Source organism: Pontibacter sp. LHS2 (genome assembly GCF_058932845.1).
In genome coordinates, this window is sequence record NZ_JBZYWG010000002.1 from 1012160 (window position 1) to 1034381 (window position 22222).

The 22222-nt window shown below is 48.9% G+C and carries 20 protein-coding genes; 12 read left to right on the forward strand and 8 right to left on the reverse strand.

Translation table 11 applies throughout. From position 1 onward, the window contains the following. Nucleotides 1-36: 36 nt before the first annotated feature. Nucleotides 37-975 carry a DUF6929 family protein gene (locus AC5FX6_RS12930; RefSeq protein ID WP_493597467.1) on the reverse strand — a complete coding sequence of 313 codons (939 nt, stop codon included), beginning with the start codon at nt 973-975 and terminating at the stop codon, nt 37-39. 65 nt (nt 976-1040) lie between these two features. Between AC5FX6_RS12930 and AC5FX6_RS12935 the strand changes: the two genes are divergently transcribed. The 5 genes from AC5FX6_RS12935 to AC5FX6_RS12955 all read left to right on the forward strand — a co-directional run bounded on the left by AC5FX6_RS12935 (nt 1041) and on the right by AC5FX6_RS12955 (nt 6643). Next, on the forward strand, nt 1041-1166 hold the full coding sequence (locus AC5FX6_RS12935) for a hypothetical protein (protein WP_493597468.1): 126 nt from the start codon (nt 1041-1043) through the stop codon (nt 1164-1166). Nucleotides 1167-1412: 246 nt separating this feature from the next. Beyond that, a complete protein-coding gene (nuoK, locus tag AC5FX6_RS12940; RefSeq protein ID WP_196117166.1) occupies nt 1413-1742 on the forward strand; it encodes an NADH-quinone oxidoreductase subunit NuoK in 330 nt (109 codons plus the stop codon). Nucleotides 1743-1788: 46 nt separating this feature from the next. Further along, entirely contained in the window at nt 1789-3750 is a 1962-nt protein-coding gene (gene nuoL, locus AC5FX6_RS12945; RefSeq protein ID WP_493597469.1) for an NADH-quinone oxidoreductase subunit L, read from the forward strand. Nucleotides 3751-3762: 12 nt separating this feature from the next. Beyond that, nucleotides 3763-5223: a complex I subunit 4 family protein gene (locus AC5FX6_RS12950; RefSeq protein WP_493597470.1), complete on the forward strand. Its 1461-nt coding sequence runs from the start codon at nt 3763-3765 to the stop codon at nt 5221-5223. Between the two features lie 28 nt (nt 5224-5251). After that, entirely contained in the window at nt 5252-6643 is a 1392-nt protein-coding gene (locus AC5FX6_RS12955; protein WP_493597471.1) for an NADH-quinone oxidoreductase subunit N, read from the forward strand. A gap of 493 nt (nt 6644-7136) precedes the next feature. On the opposite strand, the gene aspS is transcribed toward AC5FX6_RS12955, so the two are convergent. Then, nucleotides 7137-8894, reverse strand: coding sequence for an aspartate--tRNA ligase (aspS, locus tag AC5FX6_RS12960; RefSeq protein WP_493597472.1), 1758 nt, complete (start codon nt 8892-8894; stop codon nt 7137-7139). 256 nt (nt 8895-9150) lie between these two features. Further along, nucleotides 9151-10056, reverse strand: a complete 906-nt coding sequence (locus AC5FX6_RS12965; RefSeq protein WP_493597473.1) for a glycerophosphodiester phosphodiesterase — start codon at nt 10054-10056, stop codon at nt 9151-9153. Between the two features lie 87 nt (nt 10057-10143). On the opposite strand from AC5FX6_RS12965, the gene AC5FX6_RS12970 reads away from it, so the two are divergent. Continuing rightward, nucleotides 10144-11760, forward strand: a complete 1617-nt coding sequence (locus tag AC5FX6_RS12970) for a glycosyltransferase family 39 protein (protein ID WP_493597474.1) — start codon at nt 10144-10146, stop codon at nt 11758-11760. A 3-nt stretch (nt 11761-11763) separates the two neighbouring features. Here the strand turns inward: AC5FX6_RS12970 and AC5FX6_RS12975 are convergent, their stop codons facing one another. Together AC5FX6_RS12975 and AC5FX6_RS12980 are read right to left on the reverse strand one after the other, a co-directional pair. Next, entirely contained in the window at nt 11764-12180 is a 417-nt protein-coding gene (locus tag AC5FX6_RS12975) for a GtrA family protein (protein WP_493597475.1), read from the reverse strand. Nucleotides 12181-12747: 567 nt separating this feature from the next. Further along, nucleotides 12748-13179: a hypothetical protein gene (locus AC5FX6_RS12980; RefSeq protein WP_493597476.1), complete on the reverse strand. Its 432-nt coding sequence runs from the start codon at nt 13177-13179 to the stop codon at nt 12748-12750. Between the two features lie 212 nt (nt 13180-13391). Between AC5FX6_RS12980 and AC5FX6_RS12985 the strand changes: the two genes are divergently transcribed. The 3 genes from AC5FX6_RS12985 to AC5FX6_RS12995 all read left to right on the forward strand — a co-directional run bounded on the left by AC5FX6_RS12985 (nt 13392) and on the right by AC5FX6_RS12995 (nt 15188). After that, complete coding sequence (locus AC5FX6_RS12985; RefSeq protein WP_493597477.1) at nt 13392-13943, forward strand: hypothetical protein; 552 nt, start codon at nt 13392-13394, stop codon at nt 13941-13943. Nucleotides 13944-14041: 98 nt separating this feature from the next. Continuing rightward, nucleotides 14042-14491 carry a nucleoside deaminase gene (locus AC5FX6_RS12990; RefSeq protein WP_493597478.1) on the forward strand — a complete coding sequence of 150 codons (450 nt, stop codon included), beginning with the start codon at nt 14042-14044 and terminating at the stop codon, nt 14489-14491. Between the two features lie 88 nt (nt 14492-14579). Continuing rightward, nucleotides 14580-15188, forward strand: a complete 609-nt coding sequence (locus tag AC5FX6_RS12995) for a superoxide dismutase (RefSeq protein WP_493597479.1) — start codon at nt 14580-14582, stop codon at nt 15186-15188. A 153-nt stretch (nt 15189-15341) separates the two neighbouring features. On the opposite strand, the gene AC5FX6_RS13000 is transcribed toward AC5FX6_RS12995, so the two are convergent. Then, entirely contained in the window at nt 15342-17561 is a 2220-nt protein-coding gene (locus AC5FX6_RS13000; RefSeq protein WP_493597480.1) for a protein-disulfide reductase DsbD family protein, read from the reverse strand. Between the two features lie 403 nt (nt 17562-17964). On the opposite strand from AC5FX6_RS13000, the gene AC5FX6_RS13005 reads away from it, so the two are divergent. Together AC5FX6_RS13005 and AC5FX6_RS13010 are read left to right on the forward strand one after the other, a co-directional pair. Further along, entirely contained in the window at nt 17965-18276 is a 312-nt protein-coding gene (locus tag AC5FX6_RS13005; RefSeq protein WP_493597481.1) for a hypothetical protein, read from the forward strand. A gap of 189 nt (nt 18277-18465) precedes the next feature. Further along, a complete protein-coding gene (locus AC5FX6_RS13010; protein WP_493597482.1) occupies nt 18466-19803 on the forward strand; it encodes a hemolysin family protein in 1338 nt (445 codons plus the stop codon). A 47-nt stretch (nt 19804-19850) separates the two neighbouring features. On the opposite strand, the gene AC5FX6_RS13015 is transcribed toward AC5FX6_RS13010, so the two are convergent. Beyond that, nucleotides 19851-20372, reverse strand: coding sequence for a gamma carbonic anhydrase family protein (locus tag AC5FX6_RS13015; RefSeq protein ID WP_493597483.1), 522 nt, complete (start codon nt 20370-20372; stop codon nt 19851-19853). Nucleotides 20373-20534: 162 nt separating this feature from the next. Further along, nucleotides 20535-21515, reverse strand: a complete 981-nt coding sequence (locus tag AC5FX6_RS13020; protein ID WP_493597484.1) for a radical SAM protein — start codon at nt 21513-21515, stop codon at nt 20535-20537. Between the two features lie 215 nt (nt 21516-21730). On the opposite strand from AC5FX6_RS13020, the gene AC5FX6_RS13025 reads away from it, so the two are divergent. Beyond that, entirely contained in the window at nt 21731-22162 is a 432-nt protein-coding gene (locus AC5FX6_RS13025; RefSeq protein WP_493597485.1) for a RidA family protein, read from the forward strand. Nucleotides 22163-22222 lie beyond the last annotated feature (60 nt).

Here is a 22222-nt window from a genome sequence, read left to right on the forward strand (position 1 = left end):
AAAATAGAAAGCCAGTGCTGCGAAGTGCTGGCTTTTTTATTGCTCTACGCTTAATAGCACCTCCAGCAACTCAGATCCGCCCATATCGTCATCTGAAACTACTACTAATCGATACCTTCCTTTTCCTTCACGCTTTTGCACGACTAATGATTCCGCCTTACCTGTGTAAGGCTGTCCATCTGCTTGCAGCATAAGTGTAGCAGGGATTTCCAAGGTATCCTGTTTTCCTATCGCATCGAAAGGAATATACCCGATATAACTTCCCAAAACCTCACCATCACCGTAGGCGTCGTTCGTATCTTCCAGTGAAGCCGTGAAGAAAAGCTTGTCATCATACACATAGGCACCAGAAAAGCCAGCCTGCAGGAGTTTAAGCTCGGGTAAACGGAAGTATGCCAATTCTGGCCTGGGTGGTTGTGCAGCTGACTCTGACAACAGATAAGGTATAAATTCGGCTAGATTATAAGAGATCAACATATTTTGACCAGTCCCGATAGCTCGCTGCATCAGGTAGAGCCGGCCATGCCCGGCAGCTACGCCTTCAATGTTAAGCAGACTCTCCCCTAACTTCATCTGCGCTTCAAGTTCTTTGTAAAGGGGATCCAAATCGATGGTCCTTGCTCCATGTGTGCCTGCTCCTTCTCTACAGATATCATCACCGCAAATGTTGTAAAGATAGGCTTTACGACGGGAAGGGGCTGAACCTGAACCCATCATAAGCAGATAGGGCTTGCCTTGATGTTGCAAAAGGGTCATGCCCTCTAGGTCAGCTTTGTCAGCTTTAGCAGTGCGTCCATTTTCGAAGCCGGTTGTATCAAAAATGGCTTCATGGGATACTAACTGGTAGTTTTCGTCCAGCTTGTATAGGTATGGAGAGTCGTCTCCAGTCACATAATAGTGGTCCCCCAGCATCTCAAGCCCCGAAGCAGATGGCAGGTTATCGAAGTGAAGGTGCTTCTCAATAGTAGCTTTCATAGTCAGATCGGCATGATAAGGTATTGTGGACGATCTGGTAGTTGGCTGTTGACAAGACGAAAACAGTGCAACCAGGCAAATCAGGTATAGAGGAGATAAGTATTCTAACTTCATACAATTTTAAAGCATCAGGTCATAACATCCTGAATGGACAACTCAACTTCACTATACCTGATCAGGCGAAGGTATAGCACAAGAGCGATAATGCTATCAAAAATAAGTCTTATACCCTACGCAGCCCGAAAAGGAAAGTATAAGCTATCGGCTAACAAGGTGTGTCCGCACCAACTAAAATATAAATCTTCAGGGACATGAAACTAAGCTGTTGATCGGGCAAGAAGATTAGAAATATGTTATGGATTTTACAAAAATGGGGATAACTTTGCGACTTGATTTCAGAATTGTAATTTACCAGTAATACGTTCAGCAACCAGACGATGAACCAAATGCCAGAGGTTATCCGAACCATCCCGCTTGAATTCTACCTGTACTTCAGCACGGCCCTTTTCGCCATTGGCGTAATCGGCGTTCTTACCAGACGAAACGCAATTGTCATCTTTATGTGTGTTGAGCTGATGCTCAATGCCGTGAACGTCCTGATGGTCGCTTTGTCATCTTATCGCTCTGACCCGAACGGACAAATCTTTGTGTTCTTCATCATGGCGGTAGCAGCGGCGGAAGTAACAGTTGGTCTGGCCATCATCGTGATGATTTACCGCAACCTGCGCACCACCGATGTGCAACTGCTGAACTACCTCAAGTGGTAGCCCACACATTACTTAACCTGAATAGCTTCACTAAATCATACGCTAAATGCAAGAAGTAGTAATGCCCATCAACAATCAGGAAATGGCGCTGCTGTGTTTGCTTGTGCCGCTCCTGCCGTTCATAGGCTTTCTGATTAACGGACTTGGCAACCGCAAATTGCCTAAGGCCCTTGTAGGTCTGCTAGGCTCTGGCACGGTGCTGGCCTCGTTTCTGATATCGGTATACCTGTTCATCGACTTCACCTCCAATGGCAGCCGCCCTTACATCGTTGACCTCTACAACTGGTTCACGGTAGGCAGCCTCGAGATTGGGTTCTCGTTCCTGATTGACCAGCTCACACTGCTGATGCTCTTGATGGTAACAGGTATCGGTTTCCTGATTCACGTGTACTCGGCGGGGTATATGAGCCACGACGAAAACTACGGCAAGTTCTTCTCTTTCCTCAACCTGTTTATGTTCTCGATGTTGCTGCTCGTGATGGGCTCTAACTACGTGATGATGTTTGTAGGCTGGGAAGGCGTTGGTCTTTGCTCCTACTTGCTGATTGGCTTCTGGAACAAGAACCACAACTATAACAATGCCGCCAAGAAAGCCTTTATCATGAACCGTATCGGTGACTTGGGCTTCCTATTAGGCATTTTCCTTATTTTCATCACCTTCGGAAGCGTGAGCTACCCAGAGGTATTCCTGTCTGCTTCGCAGATGACGGGCCTGACCGACAGCGGTGTGATGATTGCGATTACGATGCTCCTGTTTGTGGGTGCCATGGGTAAGAGTGCGCAGATTCCGTTATTTACATGGCTTCCTGACGCGATGGCGGGTCCTACGCCAGTTTCAGCCCTGATTCACGCCGCAACCATGGTGACGGCGGGTATCTACATGGTGCTGCGTTCGAACGTGCTGTATGTGCTGGCCCCAACCACGATGGAGTTTATCGCCATCATCGGTCTGGCAACTGCACTACTAGCTGCTACCATTGGTCTAGCGCAGAATGACATCAAGAAAGTACTGGCCTACTCTACCGTTTCCCAGCTGGGCTTTATGTTCCTCGCGCTGGGTGTGATGGCCTTCTCCTCTTCTATCTTCCACGTACTCACGCACGCTTTCTTTAAGGCGCTGTTGTTCCTTGGTGCTGGTTCTGTTATACACGCCGTGAGCAACGAACAGGATATCCGCAACATGGGTGGTCTGCGCAAGTGGTTGCCGATTACGTTCATCACCTTCCTGATTGGTACATTGGCTATCTCAGGTATACCACCATTCGCTGGTTTCTTCTCGAAAGACGAGTTACTGGCGCATGTGTTTGAGCACAACAAGCTGATGTGGGCGCTCGGCCTTCTGGCTTCGTTCATGACCTCGTTCTACATGTTCCGCCTCCTGTTCCTGACTTTCTTCGGTAAGTTCCGTGGCACGGAGGAGCAACGTTCGCACCTGCACGAGTCACCTTCTTCTATGACCATTCCGCTGATTGTACTGGCTATCCTTTCCACTATAGGTGGTTTCATCGGTCTGCCAGCCGTTTTCAGCGATACGCATACCTTAGGCAACTTCCTGTCGCCTATCTACAACTTTGCCCGTCAGGCTAACGCTGCCGCACTGGAAGCACCGCATATCGACCACGCCACAGAGTACATTCTGATGGCTGTTTCGGTTGTCGTATCGGTTATAGCGATTATCATTGCTTATGTGATGTACGTGAAGAAAGAAACAGTGCCGGCTCCAGAAGGAACGCGCCTGTCTCCTATCCACAACCTGATTTACAACAAATACTACATCGACGAGATTTACGACACCGTGTTTGTTCGTCCGGTAATGGCCATGTCAACCGCTTTCCACCGCTTTGTGGATGTGATTGTAGTAGACGGTATCGTGAATGGCTTTGGCAAACTGGTGATGGCAAGCGGCCGCGTGTTGCGTCTGACACAAAGTGGCGTTATTGGCTTCTATGTGTTTGTGATGGTAGCCAGCATTGTCCTGATTCTATTTTTAAACTTCTTTATCGCTTAAGGTTCTAAGAAGATGATTACAGCTCTATTACTTTTCTGGCCTGCCCTAGCTGCACTGCTGGTGTTGCTTATCAAAGGCGAAGGTGCCAAGAAAGTGGCTTTTATAGCAACGCTCGTTGAGTTTTCCATTGCCCTATTCGCAATCGTAAACTTTGTCCCAGACGCTACCACACAGTTCGCCCTCAGTATGCCGTGGGTGGAGCGTGCAGGTATCGGTTTCAGCATCGGCATGGACGGCATCAGCCTCCTGATGGTGCTCCTGACGACTTTCCTGGTGCCGCTGATTGTGCTTTCTTCTTTCAAGCACGACTACAAAAACCCGCACGTGTTTTATGCGCTGGTGCTGTTCATGCAGACAGGCCTGATTGGCGTTTTTGTGGCGATGGATGCGTTCCTGTTCTACTTCTTCTGGGAAGTGGCCTTGATTCCGATTTACTTCATCGCAGCCATTTGGGGCGGTGCACGCAGAATACCGGTTACGTTCAAGTTCTTTATCTACACGATTTTCGGTTCGCTTTTCATGCTGGCCGCTTTCGTATACCTGTACTTCCAGACGGCTGGCACCGAGCTGGCGGCGCACTCTTCTAATGTGAACGCCTTCTACCAACTGACGCTGGACAGCGCGACGCAGAGCTGGATTTTCTGGTTCCTGTTCCTTGCTTTCGCCATTAAAATGCCGGTGTTCCCGTTCCATACCTGGCAGCCGGACACCTATACCGAGTCTCCTACACAGGCGACGATGTTACTGGCTGGTATCATGCTGAAGATGGGTATCTACGGAGTGCTGCGCTGGTTGCTGCCTGTTGTGCCGCTAGGTGTGAGCCAGTGGGCTGACACGGTGCTCGTGCTTTCCATCATCGGTATCATCTACGGTTCCATCATCGCCATCCGTCAGAGCGACGTCAAGCGCCTGATTGCTTATTCGTCAATCGCGCACGTTGGCCTGATTGCGGCGGGTATCTTCACCCTGAACGAGCAAGGCCTGCAAGGTGGCGTGATTCAAATGCTGAGCCACGGTATCAACGTAGTCGGCCTGTTCTTCATCATCGACATCATCTTCCGCAGAACCAACACGAGAGAGATTTCTAGCTTAGGTGGCATTACGCAGACCACGCCAGCGCTTTCTATTATGTTCCTTGTGCTGCTGATGGGCTCTGTAGCGCTTCCGCTTACAAACGGCTTCATCGGGGAGTTCTTATTGTTGTCGGGTGTGTTCCAGTACAACCACTACTTCGGCGCTGTGGCCGGCCTGACCATCATCTTGGGTGCGGTATACATGCTGCGCATGTTCCAGGGCGTGATGTTCGGCACGAAGTCAGAAGCCACCGAAGGCTTCGCTGACCTGACCTTCCATGAGAAAGCTGTTTTGATTCCGCTGGTGATTATGGTCTTCTGGATTGGTTTGTTCCCGAACACTTTCCTGAGCATTTCAGAGCCTGCGGTTGGACAGCTGCTGAGCATAATCAACCGATAGTCCGCAAAACGAAACGATACTAAACGACATGATTTCGATTATACTTCTATCTGGATTTGGGATTATCAGCCTCTTCGTAGGCTTCCTGAAATCTAAAAGAATCCTGTTGCCGCTGTCGCTGCTGTTTTTAGCGATTGTGTTCGGCATCAACCTACTCGACTGGAACGATACCCAGAGCTACTTCGAGAACATGATTACCGTCGACAATTTCGCGGTGGCCTTCACAGGCATCATGGTCCTTTCGACGCTCCTGATTCTGCCTTTCACGCAGCACTACATTACCCGCAACGACGAAAACATAGGCGAACTCTACGCCCTGATTCTGTTCTCGCTGGTAGGCGCCATCATGATGGTGAGCTACAACAACATGCTGATGCTGTTCATAGGTATAGAGATTCTCTCGATTGCCATGTACGTACTGGCGGGCAGCGACAAAGGTAGCCTGCGCTCCGCAGAAGCCGCCCTGAAGTACTTCCTCATGGGTTCTTTCTTCACGGGCGTACTGCTGTTCGGTATCGTAATGATTTACGGTGCAACAGGTACCTTCAACATCGCTGAGATTGCCGGTTCAGCTGAAGCCATGGGGACGGACGGTGTGTACAACGCCATGTTCCTGCTGGGTGTGCTAATGATTATCATCGGTATCTCTTTCAAAGTTTCTGCCGCTCCTTTCCACTTCTGGACGCCTGACGTGTACGAAGGTACACCAACGGTATGGACGGCTTATATGTCAACCGTGGTAAAGACGGCTGGTGTGGCTGCTTTCTACAAGCTAATGGATGCCGCCTTCGCCGCTTCTTACGGCAGCTGGATGCCAACGCTGGTGGCCATCATCGTGCTGACGCTCCTGATTGGTAACGTAGGCGCGGTGGTACAGCAAAGCATGAAGCGCATGCTGGCTTACTCCAGTATCTCGCATGCAGGCTACCTACTGATGACGCTGCTCGCTTTCAACAATTTGTCTACTTCTGCTATCCTGTTCTACTCGTTCGCTTATTCTACTGCTTCTATCGCCGCTTTCGGTGTGCTGCAGCTGGTATCAAGACAGCGTCAGAACGAAAATTACGAAGCTTTCAACGGCCTGGGCAAAACCAATCCACTGCTGGCTTTCTCTGTGGCAGTATCAATGCTTTCGTTAGCAGGTATACCACTCACGGCCGGTTTCTTCGGTAAGTTCTTCGTGTTCTCGGCCTTGATAGAGAATCCGGATATGATGTGGCTGATTGTAGTAGCGGTGATTCTGGCTGCCGTGGGTGTGTACTACTACTTCCGCGTAATTATCGCGATGTACCTGCACCCTGTTAATGAAGAGCACGCGCCTATCCGCTCAACCAGCTTTATGAACGTGATGCTAATTATCATTACTGCTTTAACGATTCTGCTTGGTATAGCGCCTGCTCTTTTGAGTGACGTGCTGTAAGGTATAGCGAGATGATATGAAAGCGGCTGCTCTGGAAAGGGCAGCCGCTTTTTTTTATAGTTATACCTATGCCTTAATGGCGTAGCAACTGTAATTTTACTTAGTCACTAACTTTGTTTCATAGCTTCGCCTGTGCGGCGGGCACCTACTTTTTTCCTTGATGAAAAAAGTAGGCAAAAAAATCAAGACGCTCCAAACTCGCTGAACGCTCAAACAGAGGAGCGCCACAAAGTGCACTTGGCTTAATTCATTGTTTCATAGCTATCGTGCAAGTTAGCTTGCAATGCGTGCCAGTGGATGTGAAGAAACTACGAACCCTATACTTTGTAAATAGTAATAGCTAATTCCCCGCCTTAACTAAAGAGGGGTTAGGGTGGTTGGACCCGGCATCTGCAAGAATCCTGTAAATCATAAAATCCTGAAAATCCTGATTCAAACAAAAAAAGGCTGCCCTCATCGGGCAGCCTTTCCTCTAATTTTATTTACCTATACCTTACGACGGCAGGTTCTTCATTTTAATATGCAGTTCATCCAGCTGTGCATTGGCAATCGGTGACGGTGCATCGATCATCACATCGCGGCCTGAGTTGTTTTTCGGGAAGGCGATGTAGTCGCGGATGGAGTCGGAGCCGCCGAAGAGTGAGCACAAGCGGTCGAAGCCGAAGGCGATGCCACCGTGCGGCGGTGCGCCGTACTCGAAAGCATCCATCAGGAAGCCGAACTGTGCCTTGGCCTCGTCATTGCTAAAGCCCAGTAAACGGAACATCTGCTCCTGCAAACGGCGGTCGTGGATACGAATAGAACCACCGCCCACTTCTACGCCATTGATCACCATGTCATAGGCATTCGCGCGGATATCACCCGGACGGTCGTCGATCAGTTCCAGGTCTTCTGGCTTTGGTGACGTGAACGGGTGGTGCATCGCATGGAAGCGGTTGCTGTCTTCGTCCCACTCGAGCAACGGGAAGTCTACTACCCACAGCGGAGAGAACACGTTCTTGTCACGCAGACCTAGGCGTTCACCCATTTCCAGACGCAACTCGTTCAGGGCTTTGCGGGTTTTGTCTCTTCCACCGGCCAATATCAGAATCAGGTCACCTGGCTCAGCATTGAAGGCAGTCGCCCAGGCTTGTAGATCTTCTACTGTATAGAACTTATCAACTGAAGATTTCACAGTACCGTCTTCCTGCACGCGGGCGTACACCAGGCCAGTCGCTCCGATTTGCGGACGCTTCACAAAGTCCGTCAGCTCGTCGAGTTGCTTGCGGGTATAGCCGGCAGCGCCTTTGGCGTTTATACCTACTACCAGTTCGGCATCATCGAATACTTTGAAGCCTTTGTCTTTCACCAACGCGTTCATCTCCACAAAACGCATCTCGAAGCGGGTATCTGGCTTGTCAGAACCGTAGAATTTCATCGCATCGGCATACGTCATGCGCGGCAGTTTGTCGATGTTTACGCCTTTCACTTTCAGGAAGAGATGGCGAATCAGGCCTTCGAAGGTGTTCAGAATATCTTCCTGGGTTACGAAAGAAAGCTCGCAGTCGATCTGGGTAAACTCTGGCTGGCGGTCAGCACGCAGGTCTTCGTCACGGAAGCATTTCACGATCTGGTAGTACTTGTCGAAACCAGAAACCATCAGGAGTTGCTTGAACGTCTGTGGGGACTGTGGCAGGGCATAGAACTCACCAGGATTCATACGGCTCGGAACCACGAAGTCGCGGGCGCCTTCCGGCGTAGACTTAATCAGCACCGGCGTTTCTACTTCGATAAAATAATGGTCATCTAGGTAAGAACGCACGGCACGCATCATCTGGTGACGCAACTCCAGGTTGCGGCGTACAGGTGTGCGGCGCAGGTCCAGGTAGCGGTACTTCATGCGCAGGTCATCGCCGCCGTCGGTTTCGTCCTCTATCATAAACGGAGGGAGTTTGGCTGCATTCAGCACTTCTATTTTAGAGGCGTGAATCTCGATATCACCAGTCGGTATTTTGTCATTTTTGGAGTAGCGCTCAATCACTTTGCCCACTACTTTAATCACGTACTCACGGCCAAGGCCACGGGCCTGCTCAAACAGGTGCGCCGATGTTACGCCGTCTTCAAACGTAAGCTGCGTAATGCCGTAGCGGTCGCGCAGGTCAATCCAGAGCATGCCGCCCTTGTCACGCAGGCGCTGTACCCAGCCTGTCAGTACAACCTCTTCACCTACATTATCTATTCTTAGTTCGCCGCAAGTATGTGTCCGGAGCATAAATGTCGTTTTGTTTTGATATAGTGCAAAAGTAATAATTGTTTCGCTGTCATGCGTCGAAAAACAAGGCACTAGCAGGTATAATCTTGCAACGCTAATCTCAGGCCTTGCCAATCACGTTATTATGCCTGTAGCTGTAATAACTTGCCATAAGAGTCGCCTACCATGAAACGCCATTTGTTCACGTTCCGAAATATCGCGCTGGCAATCATACTGCTTGCATTGCTAATGATGCTCGTTGGATAAGATTATTCTACTAGTTGCCCAGTAGCGAGCGCATGCGCTTCACGTTATTCACTTGAATGGCGTCAGGCTCCATTTCCAGCATTTTGGCGATGCTCCCCTTCGATTTGCCTCCAAACAGCACCACCTGCAAACCCTGTGCTCTCGCCTGCAACAGCTGTTCCTGACTCACGTGCTTACCATTGGCTGTTACACCATGCAGCTGATTGTCCAACGCTTCCTTTGCTGAAAGGTCAAAATCCTCGCCAGCATCCAGCATCAGCATGGCCTCGGGCTCCAGTTCGCGCACGGCATGCAGGATGTCCGGCTGGTTGAAGATGAAAGCTAATTTCTCTACAGGGTATTCATATTTACGAAGTAGGTTTAAGACCGATTGAGCATAAAAAGCATTTCGGCTACCGTCATGATTTCGGATATCAATGTGCAGGTAGGGCAGCTCAGGATAGGTCTGGAAACGCTGTAGCATGGCTTCCATCGTGATGATCTTCTCGCTGTGGAAAAGGTCGTATAGAACACCTCCTTTATACCTTATACCTACTACCTCACTGGCAGGCAGCTCTGCGATTATGCCAGCTCCTTCGCTCATCGTTTCCAGGGTATTGTCATGGTAAAGGATGGGGATGCCGTCCTGACTGACATGTACATCTACCTCTACCCCATCGGCACCATCCTCTTCCATGGCTTTTATAATAGATGCCATGCTGTTGGCGGGCAGCGGATTGTAAGGATTAAAGGGGGAGAAAAACCCAGAGCCAGCATGTCCCATCACCAGAATATTGCGGGAGTAAATGCCTGATTCGGGTTGCAGTTGGTTATAGCCCATAAGCAGGAGCACAGCTATACCTAGTATACCAACAAGCAAGGTGATGCTTTTGCGCTCCAAAAAAGGCGTCTTATACTTTGGCTCAGTCAAATTCATACACAAACTTAAGTGTATATCTTTTAACTTTGGAACGGGTTTTCTTAAAATATCATAGGTCAATCCTATTATATATAATATTGTCTTATGTCATTCCCTTCTCAAACTGCTTCCGAAAAGCTTGCGACGGCCGATCAAGTCGGGGTTCACAACCGGCTCATGGTGCCGCTGTCGCTTATCCTGCTGATCGCATTCGTGGTTCGCATGATAGCCGCCTTCTTTTCGAAAGGTTTTGCTTTCCACGACGATCACTTTGACGTGATTACAATTGCACAGCACTGGCTGTATGGCTTGCCTTCGTGGCTGCACGAGCCTATGCCGCCACGCCACAGCATGTTTTATGCAGGTATACACTACGGTTTGTTTTACCTGATGGAGAGTACAGGCATCACAAACCCGGATACCAAGATGACCCTTGTGCGGGTGCTGCACGGCTTATACTCACTGCTGATTGTGTACTATGGCTACAAGATCACGGAGCGGCTTTCCAATCAGGCGAATGCCCGCATTGTAGGTTTGATGCTGGCACTGATGTGGTTCATGCCTTTCATGAGTGTGCGTAATCTTGTGGAGATGGTATGCATCCCGCCCTATATGGCGGCTTTTTATTACATGCTGAAAGGAGATGAACGCAAAAGAAACTGGCATTACCTATGGGCAGGAGCGCTGTTTGCGCTGGCCTTTGTGTTCCGCTACCATGCAGCACTCTTTCTAGGCGGCGCTGGACTGGTGCTGCTTTACCGTCGTCAATGGAAGGATATCTTATGGCTCACTCTGGGCTTTATACTCATGGCCACGCTGATCCAGGGCACGATCGACCTGATTTTTTTTGATTACCCTTTCCACTCGGTGGTTACTTACTTCTTTTACAACGCCGACAATGCTTACAATTACAGTACCGGACCGGTATACCGTTTCCTGCTAACCATCCTGGGCTTCATGGTCCCTCCCATCAGCGTATACCTGCTGCTGGGCTACAGCCGCACGGCTAGGCTGGCCCCCATGCTTTTCTGGGCTGGGTTGCTATTTTTTGTAGTGCACTCGCTCTTCCCGAACAAGCAGGAGCGCTTCATTCTGCCGCTTTTCCCGCTTATCATGATTTTGGGTGTCATCGGCTGGCAGGACTTTGTGCGTACGGCCAAGTTTTGGCAGCGGCGCAAAAAGCTACTCGCAGCCAGTTGGACCTTTTTCTGGATCCTCAACATAGTGGTAGCTGTGGCCATGTCGTTTACCTACACCAAAAAGAGCCGGGTAGCACCGCTCGTATACCTGGGTGAGAAGCAGAATATGGATGCTGTCTTACTCGAGTTCGGCAACTCATCCATGAAGCAGCCACCACTTTATTACCTGAATCGTCTGGCTGCTGAGTTTCACGAGTATCACTTCAACCATAAGCGTGACTGGGACGAGTACAAGGCTGGCAAGCCGCTGCCACAGGACTTTGTGATGGCCTATAGCCTGAACGGAGAAAAGTCGCTGGACAGTCTGCAAACTGAGCTGAGCCTATACCCTTTCCAACCGGACTATGTGGTGGTGGTGGGTCAGAAAGACATGGGAGAGCGCATGCAGCGCATCAATAGCTTATACCCTGCACTGGAGCTCGAAACGACCATCACGCCTTCGCTCTATGACCGGGTGCTGCACTTCCTGAACCCGCGTGTGCACAAAGACGAGCATGTGCGCATCTACCGTATCCAAGAATAAGTACTAGCGGGTAAAGGTATAGAGGTAGTTGAGCAGGAAGTTCCAGATAAACACGACCACAATGGCGATGAATTTGGAAATGTAGAAGTTGAGCTTCACCTTCTCGGTCAGCAGGTATACGATCAGGTTGTTAATGATCAGACCGGCGACGGCCACCAGCAGGAACTTAGAAAACTGCCAGCCTATTTCGGGGTCCAGGCTATGGAAAGTCCAGAGGCGATTGAGGATGTAGTTGTTGATGCTGGCCAGGATAAAGCCCAGGCTATTGGCTATGTACTTGTTCCAGCGCAGCTTTTCCTTTACCAGAAAGGTCACACCAAAATCAAGGACGAGACCGGTAAAGCCTACTAAGCCAAACTTCAGAAATTTTAGAAAGAAAGCGCCTATACCTTCGGACATGCCGGCAGTTGGAGTGTACAACTGATTTAACCTACCATTTAGCTGGTAAAATTAAGGACTTTAGTACACAGTGACAACTTCAATTGACCGAAGCATAGGTAGGTTTGGTCGATAATATATATAAGTTAGTATAGTAAATTTTGATATATCTGGGTAAGCCCCTTATTTAGCACCTTTAAGGTATAGCCCAACAAAGCCGTGCCTTAAAATACCACTCCCTTGTTACCTGACTTGGTTTTCTGATAGAATTTTGTGCTATATTCGCGCCGCAACAGCAGACGCTGCACGCCTATTGTGTACCCAAGCAGATCGTAGCGGAAAGGTTTCCTGACTTTTCTTTCACCTGTTGTTAAACTTTTTAGCACCTGACACGGTTAAGTAGTCAATATTGAAAAAACCCAGTTCAGTTTTTGATAACTGACTTAAAAACATTGCTTTGGAGCTCCCCGCTCCGGCAATTATAGGCACACTTGTTTAAGGTGAGATGTAAGTAAGTTGCCGACTTGCAACCAAAAAACACAACAACACAACCAAAAAGAAGCCATACCCACTAGGTATGGCTTCTTTTATTTCAGGCTTGCCGCTGGCTTACTTAAAAAGCCCTCCAAGCTTGTCTCCCATACCTTTGGGCAATTTGTCTGTTAAACCGCCGCCCAGCATGCCCATCAGGTCAGACTGGTTATTGACTTTGCCTCCTATTTTATTCATCACGAACGACACCACAAAAGGAGCTACCTGTTTTGCTACAGACTCCGGTATACCTACTTTAGATGTCAGATCGCCTATATAATTCTGGATTGTACTGTTCATAGCCGAGCTGTCCTGAGGCGCTTTCTGGCCTTTCAGCATGTTCATGATGCCACTTGCATCGCCGCCCGAGGCCTCTTTCTTTAGCCCCTCTGCCACGTGGTCTTTCGCTAAGTCCACAGACTGATTTGCCTGCTGTGGATCGAGCTGAAATTTGTCTTGCAGTTCGCCGGTCAACTGGCCTTTTACACTGTCGATGATGTTTCCTAACATAGCTTTTACAATTAAATGGTCTTCAATTTCAAATTGCTGGCACTATACGGTAGCGTCCAACTGTTTAATTTTTAACGTCATTCACTTGTAGAAGATATCAATTTACTAGGTATACACCATGATTAAAGGCTTTTCAGGCTTTGGCAAAATAATTGCTATACTCTATCACAGTCCTTATTATTTGATACCTTTGCCCGAACAACCCTATGAACATGCGCTACTTAGCCTTTTTAGCTATTATCCTGATTGCCGGCGTAGCCCTGGCCGATACAAAACTTAAGAAAATACAGATCACCAAGGAGGTCAGTGTTATGCTGCCCCGCGATTTTACGCCGCTCCCTGACGATGGTATTGCCCGCAAGTACCCGGCAGCCAACCGACCGGTTGCGGTATACTCGAGCCCCAATGGTCAGGTTGATTTCAGCATGACCCAGAAGCGTTCGCAATTTGGTGCTCAGGACTTGAAGATGCTTCGTGATGTGTACAAGGCGAACCTGTTGGAGCGTTTCACGAAGGTCGATTTCATCAGAGACGAAGTAGCTACCATAAATGGCCGCGATTATATTGTGTTCGAGTTCGTTTCCGTGATGGCCGACGAGCGCTCTGGCAGCCATTTGTCACCGGTGCAGAAGTATAGCATCATGCAGTATACCGTGCAGGGCAATCAATTGATGGTATTCTCTATGCACATGCCTTTTATGATGAAAAACAACTGGCAGGAGACAGCCCGCGAGGTCATGGCCTCAGTCAGAATAAAAAAATAAAACAGACTACTTCCTATACCTGATCATTCAAGCCCCTCCTTTCCTGGAGGGGCTTTTTTGTGTATCTTGTGCAAAAGCGAACACTAACACCTATACCTGTGGACTTACTATCTATACACAGCGACGACCACTTTATGCAGGAGGCTTACCGGCAGGCGACTTACGCCTTTGAGGAGGGGGAGATTCCAATTGGAGCCGTGGTCGTAAGCAACAACCGCATCATTGCCAAAGCCTATAACCAGACCGAGAAGCTCAATGACGTAACTGCCCATGCCGAGATGCTGGCCCTTACTGCTGCAGCTGAATACCTGGGCAATAAATACCTGCACGACTGTACCCTGTATGTGACTGTGGAGCCTTGTGTGATGTGTGCCGGCGCAAGCTATTGGGCACAGCTCAAGCGTGTCGTATTCGGAACATCTGAACCCAAGCGCGGTTACAGAAGAGTGGGCAATTTGCTGCATCCCAAAACCGAAATGGTGAGCGGTGTGATGGCCCAGGAGTGTGCCGAACTGATGGCCTCGTTCTTTGCAGCAAAAAGAAAATAACTATCTTTGAAACTCACATTTCAAATGCATACGTACACCTATAAATCTGTACGTATGCTATTTTTCACATATAAAACCACACAAAACTATGGCTTTCGAATTACCGAAACTACCTTACGCCTACGACGCGCTGGAACCACATATCGATGCGCGCACGATGGAAATCCACCATACAAAACACCACCAGGCCTACACCGATAACCTGAATAAGGCGATCGCTGGTACTGAGATGGAAAACATGAGCATCGAGGAAATCATGCGCAATGTGAAAGAAGACAACAAAGCAGTTCGCAATAATGGCGGTGGTTACTATAACCACAACCTGTTCTGGACGATCCTCTCACCAAATGGTGGTGGTCAGCCTTCAGGTGAAATAGCTGATGCCATCAACTCTGCTTTCGGTTCTTTTGACCAGATGAAAGAGAAGTTCAATGCAGCTGCGGCTACCCGCTTCGGTTCAGGTTGGGCTTGGCTTTGCGTGAAAGACGGCAAGCTGGAAATCTGCTCTACACCAAACCAGGACAACACACTGATGCCATTCGCAGAGGGTTGCGGTGGCCAGCCAATCCTGGGTCTTGACGTGTGGGAGCACGCTTACTACCTGAACTACCAGAACCGTCGCCCAGACTATATCAGCGCATTCTGGAACGTGGTGAACTGGGAAGAAGTAACCCGTCGCTACAACGAGGCAAAGTAAGGTTAGTACACCTTCTAAAATAAGAAAGCCCCACCTATTCAGGTGGGGCTTTCTTATTTTATACCCGCTTCAAGTGAAGTTACTATGGTATATATTTTTTGCTTCGTAGCATGCAAGACACTCACAGGTCTGGAAGACAAGTGAAGTCTGTCGTTACTTCTGTGCTACCTGCTTATTGTTATTGTAGGCCGCAACACCCGCATCCAAAAACTTCACAAAGTTCTCCACACTCAGGTCGTAGGCGATGGGTTTCACCAGCATATTCTCGTTCTCGTCCATCAGCACATAATAAGGCTGGGCATTCACGTTGAATTTGGTGATCTGGTAGTCAGCGTATTTTTTGCCGAGCGTTTTCTTCTCTTTACCGTCATACTCACTTACATACCACTCACTTTCAGGCAATTCGCTTTTATCATCGACATACAGAGCCGCTATCACATAATCCTCCTGCAGGCGTCTCAGCACTTCCGGATGTGACCATACGTTGGCCTCCATCTCGCGGCAGTTCACGCAACCGTGCCCCGTAAAGTCGATGAAAATAGGCTTGCCCTGCTCAGCGGCGCAGCGCTTGGCCTGCTCCAGATCGAAATAGCCCTGCAAGCCATGTGGCAAGTGCAGGAAGTCGGCATACTTAGGCGGTTCGCACAACTGATTAGATGAGGTATACTGAGCTGAGCTGCCTCCCCCGCTCTGGCGCACCAGGGCGTTGATGTCGAAGTCATGGGTAGACTGCGGTGGCAGATAACCTGATAGTGCTTTCAATGGGGCCCCGAACATACCCGGGATCAGGTATACCACAAAGGCAAACGTAGCGATGGCCATGAAAATACGCGGCACGCTGATGTATGGCAGATCGGAGTCGTGCGCAAACTTAAGCTTGCCCAGCAGATAGAAACCCATCAAGGTAAAGATCACGATCCACAGTGCGAGGTATACCTCACGGTCCAATATCCCCCAGTGGTATACCTGATCGGCAATACTCAGAAACTTAAGTGCCAATGCCAGCTCCAAGAAGCCCAGCACTACTTTCACAGAGTTAAGCCAGCCACCGGACTTTGGCAGGCCACTTAGCCATGATGGGAAGATCGCGAACAAGGTAAAAGGCAGCGCAAAGGCCAGTGAAAAACCGAACATACCCAGTACCGGACGCAGCGTTTCACCTCCGGCAGAAGCGACCAGGATGCTGCCTACAATGGGTCCTGTGCACGAAAACGACACCAGCACCAACGTAAAGGCCATGAAAAACACCCCTAAAATGCCGCCTTTATCAGCCTGCGCATCGGCTTTGTTCAGCCACGAGCTTGGCAGCGTGATTTCGAACAAGCCCAGGAAAGACATACCAAAGATCACAAATATGGCAAAGAAAAGCACATTAGGCAGCCAGTGCGTGCTCAGGAAGTTGGCACCATCGGCACCAAACAGCTTAGCAGCTATAGTACCTGCTACAGTGTAAATGGCAATGATCGAGATGCCGTATAAAAAAGCCTTTCCGATAGCCTGAGCACGGCTCTGGCTGCTTCCCGTAAAGAAGCTTACTGTCATAGGCACCATCGGAAATACGCAGGGTGTTAGCAATGCCACCAGTCCCGAGCCAAAAGCGATCAGCATAAAGGCCCAGAGACTTCCACCCGACTCATCTTCGTTTGAAAAGTCGATCAGAGCAGGTGTTAGCGTTTCTGCTGTCTCTCCATTTTCTGCCAGGGTATCTTCAACGGCTAGTACAGAGTCTAGCGGCAAGGTAGGCGGAACAGCCGTATCAAGTCCGTCTGGAGCTGCTGCCTGTGTAGTAGCCTCCTTAGGAGCCTGCTCTATGGCCTCTACAGGCGATTGGGTAGGAGTAGTGGTTGGTGGTGTCGCAGCACCGCTCGCTGCTGATACTTTGATCTGTGCATTGGTGAAAGCAAAGTCATCATCAAACGGAATACACTTGCCGTCTATATCGGTACATACCTGATACTCATAAGAGCCTTTCACCACCAGGTCAGGTTGCAGCACTTTTACTTTCTGTCGGAACTGCGCCGTGCCAACAAAATAGGTATACTCCCCTTCCCACAGTTCATCGTATTTCTTCTTGGGATTGACAGGCTTGATCTTACCCACGAGCTGATACGACGGGTGTTTGGCAAACTTAAATTCCGTCACCATCGGTCCCAGGTCCGGATCGAAATCAGAAGAGTAGAGGTACCAGTCTTTGTCAATTTTCACATTGAAAATGAGCTCCACCTCCTCACCCACTTTGACTTCCTTTTTGGAGACATCGTAGCTCCAGGAAGCAGGCTTGAGCACCTGTGCCTGCACCATTTGCGCTGTAAAGGTCATCATAACCAGTAGCAGCCAGGTAAGGCGAAGCGCTAGCCTTAAATTATTTCTCATAAGGGTATGTCTAGTTAATTCTATAAGATCACCAACGCCCGGAAGCATTCTTACAAAAGTAAAGATTTTGAATGAAAGCCCCATCTCTCCGGCAGCATCGTCCCATGCCAAAAGACAGATGACAGGCTATTACCTGCCAAAGCCCATCTTATTGCTATGAATAACAGCTAGAACCAGCAGGTAGTTTCTGTTTAGCACAAATGACCAGCCCGGAAGCAAAAACCCTCATTCTGTGACCGTATGCAAGCATACTAAGCCGTTGATTGTCAGACGGTAGCTATTCACCCTCCAATTCAAGCCATTCACGGATATAAAGTATTCATAAAGCCTGCCTAAGGAATTATAAGAAGTGCTAAAACGTATATTTTATATCCGATAATTAACATAACCCCTATTCAAAACTATGAATACAGACTTTCAGCCACAGGAGTTCACCACTATCAAAACTGTTTGCGGCAAGGAAATGAGCCCTACTTTTAAGGCGATCAAACTTGCACGCGACGAGAAACACAGTTTTCATATTGTGTACCGTACTTTCTCAGATGAATTTATTTACTCTTTCTGCAATCCCTTCCTCGACACTTCTTCAGAGCATGCTTACAGAATAATTTCGGAAGAAGAGGCCAAAGCTGTTTTTTTGCCACTTCTTTCACTTGAAAATGCCCGCGAGTTGTTTAGCACCGCCCAGGCACCCGCCATGCAGGTTCAATACTAACCACCTGAAAAGTGTCCATAAGAAGAGGTGCCCCCGTGGCACCTCTTCTTATTTTGGCGGGATGCCATTTGTGAAGCCGCTAAGTCACCAACGATCCGTTATCTTGCTTATAGCATACACATATATAGTAAAAACACGTATTTTAGCTTAATTTTACGCAGCCGGAAGCAAACCGCACCGTAACACGCTATGATTCTAAACATCTTTCTCACTATATTTCTGGTATTGCTTAACGGCTTCTTTGTGGCGGCGGAGTTTGCGATCGTAAAAGTTCGAGCCTCACAGATCGAGCTTCGGGCACAGGCAGGCAGCTCCATGGCCAGATTGGCCCAGCACATGCTCACCCACCTGGACGCATACCTGTCAGCCACGCAACTAGGTATAACGCTGGCCTCACTCGGATTGGGTTGGATAGGCGAAAGTGTCGTTTCCCAGATCGTCATCAACGTGATGGAGTTTTTCGGCTACCAGGGCAGCGAGGCCTTGGCCCACAAAATAGCCCTTCCGATATCCTTTGCGATCATCACCGTGCTGCACATTGTATTTGGTGAGCTGGCTCCTAAATCACTGGCCATACAGCGCTCCGAGGCTACAACACTTGCCATTACCCTACCCCTTCGCTTTTTCTACTACCTGTTCAGGCCTTTTATCTGGATACTCAACGGGTTTGCCAACCTGGTGCTGCGCTCTATGGGTATACGCCCGGTGCATGGCTCCGAAGTGCACTCTCCCGAAGAGCTCCGATTGCTCTTTGAACAAAGTGCTGAGGGTGGCCTCTTGATAGACTCACAGCATGAGCTGATGGAAAATGTGTTTGAGTTTAACGAGCGCATGGTGAAACAGGTCATGGTGCCCCGCACCCGCATGGTGGCTATTGATGTTAACATACCGGAGCCAGAACTAATGGAGGTGATATTTGAGGAGGGCTACTCCCGACTTCCCGTATACGATGGCTCCATTGACAACATTGTGGGCGTGCTGTACGTGAAGGACATCCTGAGCCTGATGCGACTTGGTGAGCCGATCATTATCGAGAAGCTAATGCGCCCGGCTTATTTCGTGCCCGAGACCAAAAAGATCCCCCGCCTGTTGCAGCAGTTTCAGCGACGCCACATGCACATGGCCATCGTCACAGATGAGTTTGGCGGTGTGTCAGGCATTGTTACGATAGAAGACATCATCGAAGAATTAGTAGGCGAGATACAGGATGAATACGATGAGGAGGTTCCGATTGTGGAGCGTCTGAGCGACTTTGAATACCGTGTCAATGGCGGCGCCCCTGTGTCAGATGCGAATGACTACCTTCCTTTCCCTATACCCGAAGGCGAAGACTACGAAACCGTAGGCGGCTTCGTGACCATGACCTATGGCCATATCCCGGATGACCTGAATGAAGTAGCCGATTCTAATGAGTATGAGATCAGAGTACTGGAGAAATCGGACCGACGCGTAGAATGGGTACTCTTTACAGTCAAAGAAGATTTTCAGTCGCAGATAGAACCTCAAACAGAGGAACCGAACTTCTAAAAAAAGAAGGCTATACCTGACAGGTATAGCCTTCTTTTTTTATAGCCTTATCCTTCCGGGTTAGTAAACCAGCCGCTATACATTACATAGTTGTTAGCTACTTTGTCCAGTCCATCAATCTGTTCCTGACTCAGTTGCTTTACCTTACGGGCAGGTATACCGGCATAAATGGAGCCTGACTCACACACGGTATTCTCCAGCACAATTGCTCCGGCAGCCACAATGCAGTTTTTCTGCACCAGCGCATTGTCCATCACGATCGCTCCCATCCCGATCAGCACATTATCCTCCACGGTACAGCCATGTACGATGGCGTTGTGCCCAATGGACACGTTGCTGCCAATAGTCGTAGCGGCTTTTTGGTAAGTGCAATGGATCACAGCTCCGTCCTGGATGTTGGTTTTGTCACCAATCCGAATCGCGTTCACATCGCCTCTGATCACAGCGTTGAACCACACCGAGCACTCACGGCCCAGCACGACATCGCCCACAATCGTAGCGTTTTCGGCCACAAAACAATCATCGCCCATTTGCGGGCTTATACCTTTCACAGGAAGTATAACTGGCATATTTTAAGTTAGAAAGTTTAGTAGTTAGAAAGTTAAAAAGTCGTAGCGAAGTTACTGTGTAATGTCGTTGCCCAGGTGCCGAGGGGACGTTTGGGTTTATCTGGTAAAGTGACTCAAATTGTTTCGTGCACTATTATCAGCAATTCAACCATTTACCAAGCATCAATTTAAAAGGCGCTTCCAGGTTCCTTTGCTCAGGTTGTATTTGAGGGTACTCGGAAGTGCTTTCCAAAAGTATTTGTTTATCTCTACGGCAAAACTGGGCTGCATGTAGCAGTTGATGGTACAGCCTTCGCAGGCTGGCAATCGCCCTTCCAGTTGCTTCAGTTCCTCAACCTCCTGACTCAGGTATAGCGCACGCAAACTACCCTTTATCGGGAAGCTTTTGGTACCAAGATGGTAGCAAGGCAGTACTAGTTCATTTTCCGGCGAGATAACCAGTGTCGTGCTTGCCGCTTTGCAAACCGGATCAGTTACTTTGTTTCCTCCATCGCGACGCAGCTGTACGAAGCCATCATTCAGGTATACGCCTTTGCGCTTTCCAAAGTCAGTCAGGTAGTCGAGTTCCGCTTCTGTGAGTTGCTCCCCTACCGCCACGTCATTATACTCAAAGGCAGGATTGATGATCAGCATCAGTTTGTTAGGCTGCGTGATGCTGTGGTAAACCTCCTCCAGTTGATTCAGATTATGGCGGAACACGGTGAAGAGAATATCGGGTCGCTCACCCAATCGCTTGGCTACCTGGATCGACTCCATCACAAAATCATAGCAGGCCACGCCTCGTCCGGTATCGTGCTCCTCCTTGTGGGCTGAGTCCAGCGAGAAATGCAGCATGTCTACTTTGCCTTTCAGTCGCTCCGCCAGTTTGGGGTAGAGCATGCCGTTGGTGGTGAGCGTAGTGATGAAGCCCATGTCGTGAGCCATTTCCAACATCTGATCGATTTGCCGATGCAGCAATGGCTCTCCCCCCGTAAAGTCAATCACCTGCACGCCTAGCTGCTTCAGGTCACGCAGGTTCTGCTCGACGTCCTCTAAGGTGATATAAGGCGATGGCTTTTCCCAGATGTCGCAAAATGAGCACTTTGCGTTACAGCGGTAAGTAACGTAGTAGTTGCAAAGCACAGGTTTCGATCTTAGGCGCATTAAGAGGCAATTGTTTACCCAAAATTAAGGATTCTGCCGGAGTATCAGGTATAGAACCCGACAGGAAGCTGATAATGCGTCGGATATATTTAATTGTTGAGGACTAAATTGTTAAATTGTTCATTGCTTGCTGTACCATACGTGCTGATACTAGATGCACAATTCAGCAGGCTTTTATCTGTTTTGACAGGTATTACTTCTAAACTCATCAAACTATGAAAAGACAAAACATTTCTTCGGGTGCTGTATGGGAAAATATGATTGGGTATAGCCGTGCCGTGCGTGTGGGCAATGTAGTGGAAGTGGCGGGCACTACAGCCACTGATGGCGACCAAGTGATCGGTGTAGGCGATGCTTATGAGCAGACCCGGTATATCCTTCAGAAAATAGAGAAGGCCTTACATGAGGCCGGTGCCACGCTGCAGCATGTAGTGCGCACTCGTATTTACTTAACCGATATCAGCCAATGGGAGGCTGTGGGCCGCGCCCATGGTGAGTTCTTCAGTCAGATAAAACCAGCATCAACTATTGTGGAGGTAAGGGCGCTCATCAAACCGGAGCAATTGGTAGAGATAGAGGCGACTGCTATACTCAGTGCAGATGACAGTTTGATTAGCCCTCGGGCTATACCTTACGATGAAGTGTAATGGATAAATTATGCATCTTTTGCCGGTAGCAGCTCAGCTAACCAATCATAGAATAGTACT

Coding starts and splice junctions, on each gene's coding strand:
- AC5FX6_RS12930 (WP_493597467.1), bottom strand. CDS start 975: ATGAAAGCTACTATTGAGAAGCACCTTCACTTCGATAACCTGCCATCT.
- nuoK (WP_196117166.1), top strand. CDS start 1,413: ATGAACCAAATGCCAGAGGTTATCCGAACCATCCCGCTTGAATTCTAC.
- nuoL (WP_493597469.1), top strand. CDS start 1,789: ATGCAAGAAGTAGTAATGCCCATCAACAATCAGGAAATGGCGCTGCTG.
- AC5FX6_RS12950 (WP_493597470.1), top strand. CDS start 3,763: ATGATTACAGCTCTATTACTTTTCTGGCCTGCCCTAGCTGCACTGCTG.
- AC5FX6_RS12955 (WP_493597471.1), top strand. CDS start 5,252: ATGATTTCGATTATACTTCTATCTGGATTTGGGATTATCAGCCTCTTC.
- aspS (WP_493597472.1), bottom strand. CDS start 8,894: ATGCTCCGGACACATACTTGCGGCGAACTAAGAATAGATAATGTAGGT.
- AC5FX6_RS12965 (WP_493597473.1), bottom strand. CDS start 10,056: ATGAATTTGACTGAGCCAAAGTATAAGACGCCTTTTTTGGAGCGCAAA.
- AC5FX6_RS12970 (WP_493597474.1), top strand. CDS start 10,144: ATGTCATTCCCTTCTCAAACTGCTTCCGAAAAGCTTGCGACGGCCGAT.
- AC5FX6_RS12980 (WP_493597476.1), bottom strand. CDS start 13,179: ATGTTAGGAAACATCATCGACAGTGTAAAAGGCCAGTTGACCGGCGAA.
- AC5FX6_RS12985 (WP_493597477.1), top strand. CDS start 13,392: ATGCGCTACTTAGCCTTTTTAGCTATTATCCTGATTGCCGGCGTAGCC.
- AC5FX6_RS12995 (WP_493597479.1), top strand. CDS start 14,580: ATGGCTTTCGAATTACCGAAACTACCTTACGCCTACGACGCGCTGGAA.
- AC5FX6_RS13000 (WP_493597480.1), bottom strand. CDS start 17,561: ATGAGAAATAATTTAAGGCTAGCGCTTCGCCTTACCTGGCTGCTACTG.
- AC5FX6_RS13005 (WP_493597481.1), top strand. CDS start 17,965: ATGAATACAGACTTTCAGCCACAGGAGTTCACCACTATCAAAACTGTT.
- AC5FX6_RS13010 (WP_493597482.1), top strand. CDS start 18,466: ATGATTCTAAACATCTTTCTCACTATATTTCTGGTATTGCTTAACGGC.
- AC5FX6_RS13015 (WP_493597483.1), bottom strand. CDS start 20,372: ATGCCAGTTATACTTCCTGTGAAAGGTATAAGCCCGCAAATGGGCGAT.
- AC5FX6_RS13020 (WP_493597484.1), bottom strand. CDS start 21,515: ATGCGCCTAAGATCGAAACCTGTGCTTTGCAACTACTACGTTACTTAC.
- AC5FX6_RS13025 (WP_493597485.1), top strand. CDS start 21,731: ATGAAAAGACAAAACATTTCTTCGGGTGCTGTATGGGAAAATATGATT.